Annotated in this window: 8 protein-coding genes; all 8 read left to right on the top strand. The window is 63.0% G+C overall.

The window, feature by feature from the left end; all coding sequences use genetic code 11:
* The first annotated feature begins 266 nt into the window (after positions 1-266).
* On the top strand, positions 267-2,099 hold the full coding sequence (locus EN925_RS09935; RefSeq protein ID WP_127368888.1) for a M3 family oligoendopeptidase: 1,833 nt from the start codon (positions 267-269) through the stop codon (positions 2,097-2,099).
* Between the two features lie 361 nt (positions 2,100-2,460).
* Positions 2,461-3,216, top strand: coding sequence for a proton-conducting membrane transporter (locus EN925_RS09930; RefSeq protein ID WP_127368889.1), 756 nt, complete (start codon positions 2,461-2,463; stop codon positions 3,214-3,216).
* 182 nt (positions 3,217-3,398) lie between these two features.
* On the top strand, positions 3,399-4,544 hold the full coding sequence (locus tag EN925_RS09925; RefSeq protein WP_127368890.1) for an aminodeoxychorismate synthase component I: 1,146 nt from the start codon (positions 3,399-3,401) through the stop codon (positions 4,542-4,544).
* On the top strand, positions 4,493-5,155 hold the full coding sequence (locus EN925_RS09920) for an aminotransferase class IV family protein (protein ID WP_127368891.1): 663 nt from the start codon (positions 4,493-4,495) through the stop codon (positions 5,153-5,155). Before EN925_RS09925 ends, EN925_RS09920 begins: the two co-directional genes overlap by 52 nt.
* 3 nt (positions 5,156-5,158) lie before the next feature.
* Positions 5,159-6,094 carry a DUF3445 domain-containing protein gene (locus tag EN925_RS09915; protein ID WP_127385190.1) on the top strand — a complete coding sequence of 312 codons (936 nt, stop codon included), beginning with the start codon at positions 5,159-5,161 and terminating at the stop codon, positions 6,092-6,094.
* Positions 6,095-6,224: 130 nt separating this feature from the next.
* Positions 6,225-7,670, top strand: coding sequence for a homospermidine synthase (locus EN925_RS09910; protein WP_013529731.1), 1,446 nt, complete (start codon positions 6,225-6,227; stop codon positions 7,668-7,670).
* Positions 7,671-7,854: 184 nt separating this feature from the next.
* Positions 7,855-8,232, top strand: a complete 378-nt coding sequence (locus EN925_RS09905) for a hypothetical protein (protein ID WP_128336493.1) — start codon at positions 7,855-7,857, stop codon at positions 8,230-8,232.
* A gap of 187 nt (positions 8,233-8,419) precedes the next feature.
* Positions 8,420-9,958: bifunctional metallophosphatase/5'-nucleotidase (locus EN925_RS09900; protein ID WP_128336491.1), on the top strand; the 1,539-nt coding region annotated here is incomplete at its 3' end.

The following is a 9,958-nucleotide window of genomic DNA, read 5'->3' as shown; positions in this document are numbered from 1 at the left end:
CGATTGCGCTGTAGCCGAACCGCGTCACCGCCGCTTCGAGCAGCCGGCGTTGCACCGGATCGTCATCGACTATGAGTATGGAACCTGTCATGACTGGTGTGACTGCCCGCCCGAGGAATTCTGCCCTGTGGACCATCTTGGCACAGGGTTCTAAATAAGGTTTCAAAAAACCCGGTGAATGAATTCCTTAGGATTTGACCGGCTTCTCGTTTCTCCTTGAACCTTGGCCACGGAAGGTGTCGGCAATGCATAGGGATTCTGGGCACATGGTTTCCGCACGGCGGCTGGCGGCGCCGGCGTCGGGTCAAGGCGCGGCCGAGCTGGGCGACCTGCCGGAATGGAACCTTGCCGACCTCTATGCCGGCATGGACGCGCCGGAGCTGAAGCGCGACATCGCCAAGGCCGCCACCGATGCCACCAGTTTCGAGAGCCGCTGGAAGGGTACGCTGGCCGCCGAAGCCGAGCGCGGCAGCGCCGGCAGGCTGGGCGAGGCGCTTGTCGCCTACGAGGCGCTGGAGGAACTGATCGGCCGCATCGTCTCCTATGCGGGACTGGTTTATGCCGGAAACACCGCCGATCCCCAGCGCGCCAAGCTCTATGGCGACATCCAGGAGAAGATGACCGACGCCAGCGCGCACCTTCTGTTCTTCGCGCTCGAACTCAACCTGATCGACGATGCGTCGATCGAAGGCGCGCTCGCCGGCGATCCCGCCTTCGGCCACTATCGGCCATGGGTGCTCGATCTGCGCAAGGACAAGCCTTACCAGCTCGAGGACCGCGTCGAGCAGCTCTTCCACGAAAAGTCGATCACCGGACGCGGCGCCTGGAACCGCCTGTTCGACGAGACGATGACCGACCTTCGCTTCCACATCGACGGCGAGGAACTGACGTTGGAGCCGGCGCTGAACCGTCTGCAGGACGCCGACGGCGAGGTGCGCCGCCGGGCGTCCGAGGCGCTGGCCACGACCTTCCGCAAGAACTTGCGCACCTTCACGCTGATCACCAACACGCTGGCCAAGGACAAGGAGATATCCGACCGCTGGCGTGGCTTCGAGGACATCGCCGATTCACGCCATCTGGCCAACCGCGTCGAGCGCAGTGTGGTGGACGCCTTGGCCTCCGCCGTTCGCGATGCCTATCCGCGCCTCTCGCACCGCTACTACGCGATGAAGGCACGCTGGCTGGGCATGGAGGTGATGAACCATTGGGACCGCAACGCGCCGTTGCCGGATACGCCCCAGGCGATCATCGGCTGGGACGAGGCCAGGAACACCGTGCTGTCCGCCTATCAGCGCTTTTCGCCCGACATGGCCGAGATCGCGCGAACCTTCTTCGACCGCAACTGGATCGACGCGCCGGTGCGGCCCGGCAAGTCGCCTGGCGCCTTCGCGCATCCGACCGTACCGTCGGCGCATCCCTATGTCCTGCTCAACTACATGGGCAAGCCGCGCGATGTGATGACGCTGGCGCACGAGCTTGGCCATGGCGTGCATCAGGTGCTGGCCGGCGGCCAGGGTGCGCTGATGGCCTCGACGCCGCTGACGCTGGCCGAGACGGCATCGGTCTTCGGCGAGATGCTGACCTTCCGCTCGCTGCTCGACCAGACCACCGACCGGCGCGAGCGCAAGGCCATGCTCGCCCAGAAGGTCGAGGACATGATCAACACGGTCGTGCGCCAGATCGCCTTCTATGAATTCGAGCGAAAGGTGCATGCCGAACGCAAGAACGGCGAACTGACCTCCGACAGGCTGGGTCAGTTCTGGCTCGAAGTGCAGGCCGAAAGTCTGGGTCCCGCCATCAAGCTGCGCGAAGGCTATGAGGTGTTCTGGACCTACATCCCGCACTTCATCCATTCGCCCTTTTATGTCTATGCCTATGCTTTCGGCGACTGCCTGGTGAACTCGCTTTACGCGGTCTACCAGAACGCCGAGCGCGGCTTTCAGGACAAGTATTTCGAAATGCTGCGCGCCGGCGGCACCAAACATCATTCCGAGCTTCTGGCGCCATTCGGGCTCGACGCCACCGATCCCGCTTTCTGGCAGATCGGACTTGGCGTCATCAGTGGCCTGATCGACGAGCTGGAAGCGCTCGACACTTGAAATGCGCGCCCAGGCGTCGCTCTAACAGTTTAGCCGGAATGCATGTTGGGACAGCTCTACTATCACCCTAAATATCTGTTCTTGAAGTACTCTCCACCGAAGTTTTCCGATAGCTTTCCACAAGCTCTATGATAGCCTTCGCTCCAAGCTCAGCCGGAGCGCATGCGGATCGGCGAGGAGAAATCTCAGCCGGCCGTGGCGCTCAGGCGAACGCGACAACGGCCGTTGGCCATGGGCAAGCAAAGCCGATCGCCGACAGCTCGAACCGAAGCCGGCTGTTCTGCTTACCGCGGAACCACCAAGAGTAGTCCTTCGCCGAAGATCATGACCCACGGCAGACGGATCTGACTGGAGAGAGACAATGGGCACTTTTTTCTACGTGGTCCTGGCGTTCCTGATAGGCGTATTGGTCGGCTGGTTCCTTTGGGGGCGCCTGCGCGGTGAACTCGACAGCTTGCGCGGCGATCTCGACCGTACACGCAGCGAACGCGACAGGCTGCGCACCGACAGCGACCGCCTGACCGGCGAACTCGATGCATGCGGCAAGACCCGCGCCGACCTTGAGCGCCGGCTGCGCGAAGCGTCGGCCGCACCTGCCGCCGGAAGCAGCGCGGCAAAACCGGCAAGCCAGGCGCCGGCGGCCCTGATGTCGACCCCCGCGACGGCCAAATCCGCCACCACAAAGCCCGCGACGGCCAAACCGGCCGCTGCGAAAGCGGTCTCTGCCAAGGCGGTCCCTGCCAAGCCGGCGGCGAAACCCGCCGCCACCAAAACCTCGGCTCCAGCCAAATCCGCAACGAGCAAGCCTGCAACAGTCAAGCCTGCAACAGCCAAGCCTGCAACAGCCAAGCCAGCATCCGGAAAGCCCGACAATCTGCGTCGGCTGATCGGTATCGGTCCGGTCAATGAGAAACTGCTCAAGGCACAAGGCGTCACCAGCTTCGCCCAGATCGCGTCCTGGACAGCGGCCGATATCAAACGGATCGAAGACGTCATGAATTTCGATGGCCGCATCGCGCGCGAACGCTGGATCGAGCAGGCCAAGCTGCTCGCCGCCGGCAACGAGAAGGAATTCGCCAAGCAGTTTCCAACAGCCGGAACCTCCAGCAACAGCTGATCGCCAGGCACGACCTGAAGATTGCAAGCGGCGGCGCCATATCGGCGTCGCCGTTTGCTCTTGGTTCCTGAGTTGGCCCAAAGGTCGGCTTTAAGAGGCAGCGTGCCGTTCCCTCGATTGCGCGCGGGCGGCACCCCATATAGAGCGGTTGATGGCTTCATTGACCGCAGCATTCGGTGCCCATGTCCCTGCCCGCCGCAATTTTTCGCAATGACAAAAGCGCGCGCCAGCTCGTTTTCGACCGGCCGGCCAATATCATCGTGGCGCACGACGCAGGCGATTTCGGGCCGGCTCTGGAAGCAGCACAAGCCGCGCATGATGCAGGCAAATGGCTTGCCGGCTATTTCTCGTATGAGGCGGGCTACTTGCTCGAACCCAAGCTCGTTCCCCTGCTGCCGAATGGACGCCGCGCTCCACTCGTGTGCCTTGGGGTTTTCGATGCCCCGGTCGAACAGGCGGTGCCGCCGCGCAATACGGCGGCGACCAATGGCCCGATCTTCGACGCCCGTGCGACGTGGTCGCCCGAGGATTATGAAAAACGCTTCTCGCGGCTGCACCAGCACATCCGGCAAGGTGATTGCTACCAGGGCAATCTGACCTTTCCCGTGCATGCGCAATGGTCAGGCGAGCCGCTGGCCGCCTTCGATGCGTTGACTGAACGTCAGCCGGTGAAATATGGCGCGCTGATCGCGCTCGGTGAACCCATCGTGCTGTCGCGCTCGCCTGAACTGTTCTTCGAGATCGACGCCGAGGGCATGATCGAGACGCATCCGATGAAGGGAACGGCGCCGCGCGGCGCCACCAAAGCCGAGGACGAACGGCAGAAGATCTTCCTGCGCAATGACGAGAAAAACCAGGCCGAAAACCGGATGATCGTCGATCTCCTGCGCAACGATATCTCGCTGATCAGCGAGGTGGGCACGCTGGACGTGCCGGCGCTGTTCCGCATCGAGACTTACCCGACCGTGCATCAGATGGTGAGCGACGTCAGGGCCAAATTGCTGCCGGGTCTCTCTATCCGCCAGATCTTTGCGGCGCTGTTTCCTTGCGGTTCGATCACCGGCGCGCCTAAGATCCGGGCCATGGAGATCCTGCGCGACCTGGAAGGCACGCCCCGCGATGCCTATTGCGGCGCCATAGGCTGGATCGCGCCCGGCGGCCCGATGCGCTTTTCCGTGGCGATCCGCACCATCTCGCTCTTTTCGGGCGGCGAGGCCGTCTACAATGTCGGAGGCGGCGTCGTCTTCGATTCGACGGCGCAGGAGGAGTATCAGGAGTGTCTGCTGAAAGCGCGCTTCGCGACGGGAACACCGCCGACTTTCAGTTGATCGAGACCATGCGCTGGGAACCCGGCTCGGGCTTCCTGCGCTTCGATCGTCATCTTGCGCGCCTCTATGGCTCGGCGGCGGAACTCGGCTTCCGCTGTGATCCAGGCACGGTCGGCGAGGCGCTGAGCAGCGCGGTCGGCGGTTCCGGCGTTGCCATGCGCACGCGCCTCGTCCTGTCGCACGATGGCGAGGTGACGGCCTCTGCGCAGCCTTATGAACCGCTCGCCGCCGACAAGGTCTGGATGCTGCGGCTGGCGCGGACGAGGCTCGATTCGAACGACACGCTGCTGCGCCACAAGACCAGCCGGCGACAGCTTTACACGCGTGCTCGTGCCGAACACCTCATCACGCAGGCCGACGAGGTGCTTATGGCCAACGAGCGTGGCGAGATCTGTGAAGGCACGATCACCAATGTCTTTGCCGATCTCGGCGACGGCGTGCTGGCGACGCCCCGGCTCGATTGCGGCCTGCTGCCTGGCGTATTGCGCGCGCAGCTTCTGGATGAAGGCCGCGCCCGCGAAGCGATCTACAGCTTGGACGATCTGAAATCCGCCAAGTCCCTGTTCGTCGGCAATTCGCTGCGCGGACTGATCCCGGCAAGACTGACCTGAGACATGACGTCCCCAAAACATACGCTGCCCACCCACACGCCCTATGACGGCTCGTCGAAACTGTTCAGCATCGGGCTGAAGCCGCTCGACCCGGCGGCCTGGATCGAGGTCGACGGCCATCTGCTGCCGTATCTCGCCGAAAAGCACCGGCTCTATGCCGAAATCCCAGAGCGCGTTTTCGTCGAGGAGGACGGCACGCGCGACGCCCAGCAGGAAGTGCTCGACTTGCTCGCTGCGCATCTCCCGGAGAGGTTCCCCGAAACCCATCGGCTCGGCGGATCAGGCGTCGAGGTGGCGGGCGCGGCGAGCCGTCTGCCTGCTTCCCTCGCCGATGCGCCGCTGGCCAAAGCCTCACTGCTCGTCCAGGAAGACCTGATCCTGATGCGCAGCAGTGACAGCGGCTGGCGGCTGGTCGCCGGCTCGCTCTGCTTTCCCTCCTCCTGGTCGCTCCTGGAAAAGTTCGGCAAGCCGCTGCAGGACATCCACGCGCCGGTGCCGGGTTTCGGCCCGGGCACGCGTCCGGCGGAACTCATCAACCGGATGTTCGATGGCCTCCAGGGGCAGGCCGTCGAGCGCTACAACTGGTCGATCCAGTCCGACAACGCGCTCTACCATCCGCTCTCCGACCTGCAGCGCATCGACCGCGCCACCAACCGGCCGTCGCGCTTTCCCGATGGCGACATCGACGCCCATGCCTTCATTCGCGTCGAGCGGCAAACCCTGCGCAAACTGCCTGTTTCACGCGATATCCTGTTCACCATCCGCATCCATCTCGACCCGCTCGCCGTGCTGGCCAGGCACCCTGATCGGGCGAAGCTCGCGGTGTCTTTCGCCGCCCAGCTCGAAGCACTCGATCTCGCCCAGCTCGACTACAAGGGCCTGACATCGGACCGTGATCGGCTGATGACGGTCCTTAACCACATGGCCAATGACGACTGATCGCTGGTTGGCGCTTTTCGCTGGTTTGTGACAATGATCTGTGATGTAGCGCATGGCCGCCGGGCAAAGATGCCCGGTTTTGTGTGTGCGTTTTCCCAGTTTCCTGGGCTTTGAAGGAGTGCTCGATAAAATGGCGAATGAAAACTGGCCCGTTTACGGTGAGATCAGCGGCCCTGTCGTGATGATCGGCTTCGGCTCGATCGGCCGGGGAACGCTGCCGCTGATCGAACGCCATTTCAAGTTCGACAAGTCGCGCATGACGGTTATCGATCCGCGCGACACCGACCGCAAGCTGCTCGACGAGCGCGGCATCACCTTCGTCCAGGAAGCGGTGACCGAGAAGAACTACAAGAAGCTCCTGACCCCGCTTCTGACCAATGGCGGCGGCCAGGGCTTTTGCATCAACCTGTCGGTCGATACCGGCTCGGTGGACCTGATGCGGCTCTGCCGCAAGCTCGGCGTGCTCTACATCGACACCGTCGTCGAGCCGTGGCTCGGCTTCTATTTCGACGCCAAGGCCGACAACGCCAGCCGCACCAATTACGCGCTGCGCGAGTCGCTGCTCAAGGAAAAGCACGACAAGCCCGGCGGCGCCACAGCGGTCTCCACCTGCGGCGCCAATCCAGGCATGGTCTCGTGGTTCGTCAAGCAGGCGTTGGTCAATCTCGCCACCGATCTTGGCCTGGAGTTCTCGGAGCCCGCGCAGGACGACCGCGAGGGCTGGGCCAAGCTGATGAAGAAGGCCGGCGTCAAGGGCATCCACATCGCCGAACGCGACACCCAGCGCACCAAGAAGCCGAAACCGATGGATGTGTTCTGGAACACATGGTCGGTCGAAGGCTTCATCTCCGAGGGCCTGCAGCCCGCGGAACTTGGCTGGGGCACACACGAGACATGGATGCCGAAGAACGCCAAGAAGCACAAGCACGGCTCGAAGGCAGCCATCTACCTGGAGCAGCCGGGCGCCAACACGCGCGTGCGCTCGTGGTGCCCGACGCCCGGCGCGCAATACGGCCTGCTGGTGACCCATAACGAGGCGATCTCTATCGCCGATTTCTTCACCGTGCGTTCGAAGAAGGGCAAGGTGCATTACCGCCCGACCTGCCACTATGCCTATCATCCCTGCAACGACGCGATGCTGTCGCTTGACGAGATGTTCGGCGCCGCCGGCAAGCCTCAGCCGGTGCATCATGTGCTCGACGAGAACGAGTTGATCGACGGCGTCGACGAACTCGGCGTGCTGCTCTACGGCCACGACAAGAATGCCTACTGGTACGGCTCGCAGCTGTCGCTCGCCGAGGCGCGCAAGCTGGCCCCCTACCAGAACGCCACCGGCATGCAGGTCACCTCGGCGGTGCTCTCGGGCATGGTCTGGGCGCTGGAGAATCCCGAGGCCGGCATCGTCGAAGCCGACGAGATGGACTACAGGCGGTGCCTGGAAGTGCAGTCCCAGTATCTCGGACCGGTCAAGGGCTACTACACCGACTGGACGCCGCTCGATAACCGTCCCGGCCTGTTCCCGGAAGACCTCGACCGGAACGACCCGTGGCAGTTCCGCAACATCCTTGTGCGATAGCAGCACCGCCCACCTGCCTCACTGCCTTGCAATCGCCCGGAAATCGGGCGATTGAAGGGATGCGGACCATAGCGATACGTATTCATCTGGACGCACGTCGCTCTGGAAACTTGGATGCACGCCTCGTGCTTGTCGAAAATCGATTTCCGATTTTTGGGCCGATGCGAGAGGAGAGGATTTTCACATGATCATTGCGCGCAAAATTCTTTCGATGAGCGTGGCGGGTGCCATTTCGGCGATGCTCGCCGCCTGTGCGACCAGCGGCCCCGATCAACCGCCGATGGCAGCGGCGCCGAAAGGCGTCGAGGGCTCGTGGATAGACGCCAAGGGCACCGGCCTGTCGACCTTCACCGGCGGCACCTTCACGACGGTAGCCACCGACACCGGCCAGAAGCTTGCCGACGGCAGCTACACGATGACCGGCGCCACATCGGTGCAGATCAACGGCACCTCGCTGATCCGCCAGACCGCGGTCAGCTTCAACTGCCTGATGGTGTCGACAAGCCAGCTCAACTGCACGAGCTCCAGCGGTCAGAATTTCGTGCTGACAAGGCGCGTCTGAACCCACGACCATTCGTTTTCCAAGGACGGCGGCTGGTTGGCCGCCGTCCTTTTTTGTGCCGGCAAAGGGTCCCGGATTCCGCTTGCGTCATCCGGAACGCGATGGGAACATGGCCAAAGCGCCGGCTGTTATGTTCCAGTCAAGCAAGAGCGCTAATGGCCTCTGATCAGCTTTCCGGGAGACGAAGATGAAGAAGCTTGCCGCCATTGCAGCCCTGTCAGCCTCAGCCCTCGGTCTGTCGGCCGGCGCGTCCTTTGCCGACTACACGCTGAACATCCTGCATATCAACGACTGGCACAGCCGCATCGAAGGCAACAACAAATATGAATCGACCTGCTCGGCGGACGAGGAGACCAAGGGCGAGTGCATCGGCGGCGCGGGCCGGCTGATCACCGCGATTGCCCAGGAACGCAAGAAGCTGGAAGGCCAGAACGTGCTGCTGCTCAGCGCCGGCGACAATTTCCAGGGCTCGCTGTTCTACACGACCTATAAGGGCAAGGTCGAAGGCGAATTCCTCAACGACATGAAGTTCGATGCCATGGCCCTCGGCAACCATGAATTCGACGACGGCGAGGCCGCCTTGGCGCCGTTCCTCGACATGATCAAGTTCCCCGTGCTCGGCGCCAATGTGAAGGCCAACGCGCAATCCAAGCTCGGCGACCGCGTCAAGCCATCTGTTGTCGTCGAGGTCGGCGGCCAGAAGATCGGCATCATCGGCGCGATCACCAACGACACGCCGGACCTCGCTTCGCCGGGTCCCAACGTCGCCATCGAGGACGACGTCAAGTCGATCACTGCCGAAGTCGAGAAGCTCAAGGGCGAAGGCGTCAACAAGATCATCGCCGTGACCCATATCGGCTACAGGCGCGAACGTGACGTCATCGCCAAGATCCCGGGCATCGATGTCGTCGTCGGCGGCCATAGCCATTCCCTGCTGTCGAACACCGACCCGAAGGCGGAAGGCCCCTACCCGACGATGGTCGACAATCCGGACGGCTACAAGGTGCCGGTGGTGCAGGCGGCCTCCTATTCGAAATATCTCGGCGAGTTCAAGGTGGTGTTCGACGACAATGGCGTCGTCAAATCGGCCAGCGGCGACCCGATCTATCTCGACAAGTCGATCACCCCCGACCCGGCCGTGCTCGCCCGCATCAAGGAGCTTGGGGCGCCGATCGAGGCGTTGAAGAACAAGGAAGTGGCCGAAACCACCGACGTCATCGACGGCAGTCGCGAGAGCTGCCGCACCCGCGAATGCGCGATGGGCAATCTCGTCTCCGACGCCATCCTCGACCGCGTCAAGGGACAGGGCGTCGAGATCGTCATCTCCAATGGCGGCGGCCTGCGCGCCTCGATCGACAAGGGCACCGTCACCATGGGCGAGGTGCTGACCGTGCTGCCCTTCCAGAACACGCTGGCGACCTTCCAGATTTCGGGCAAGGATCTGGTGGCCGGCCTCGAGGGCGGTCTCAGTCAGGTCGAGGACGGCGCCGGGCGCTTCCCCCAGGTCGCCGGCCTGAAATATTCCTTCGACAAATCCGTTGCGCCCAATGCCGGCCGGGTCAAATCGGTGGAGGTCATGGAAGGCGGTGCCTGGACGCCGATCAAGCCGGAGAAGGACTATCTGGTCGCCACCAACAACTATGTTCGCCAGGGCGGCGACGGCTACAAGGTCTTTGCCGACAAGGCCAGGAATGCCTACGACTACGGCCCCGGCCTCGAACAGGTG

Source organism: Mesorhizobium sp. M7A.F.Ca.US.006.04.2.1 (assembly GCF_004022915.1).
GTDB classification, from domain to species: Bacteria; Pseudomonadota; Alphaproteobacteria; order Rhizobiales; family Rhizobiaceae; genus Mesorhizobium; species Mesorhizobium ciceri.
The sequence above is the reverse complement of the archived record's forward strand: the minus strand, read 5'-3'. Positions and strand labels throughout refer to the sequence as shown.

Excerpts from the sequence above, each read along its gene's own strand:
- EN925_RS09935 (WP_127368888.1), top strand. The coding sequence starts at position 267 with ATGGTTTCCGCACGGCGGCTGGCGGCGCCGGCGTCGGGTCAAGGCGCG.
- EN925_RS09930 (WP_127368889.1), top strand. The coding sequence starts at position 2,461 with ATGGGCACTTTTTTCTACGTGGTCCTGGCGTTCCTGATAGGCGTATTG.
- EN925_RS09925 (WP_127368890.1), top strand. The coding sequence starts at position 3,399 with ATGTCCCTGCCCGCCGCAATTTTTCGCAATGACAAAAGCGCGCGCCAG.
- EN925_RS09915 (WP_127385190.1), top strand. The coding sequence starts at position 5,159 with ATGACGTCCCCAAAACATACGCTGCCCACCCACACGCCCTATGACGGC.
- EN925_RS09910 (WP_013529731.1), top strand. The coding sequence starts at position 6,225 with ATGGCGAATGAAAACTGGCCCGTTTACGGTGAGATCAGCGGCCCTGTC.
- EN925_RS09905 (WP_128336493.1), top strand. The coding sequence starts at position 7,855 with ATGATCATTGCGCGCAAAATTCTTTCGATGAGCGTGGCGGGTGCCATT.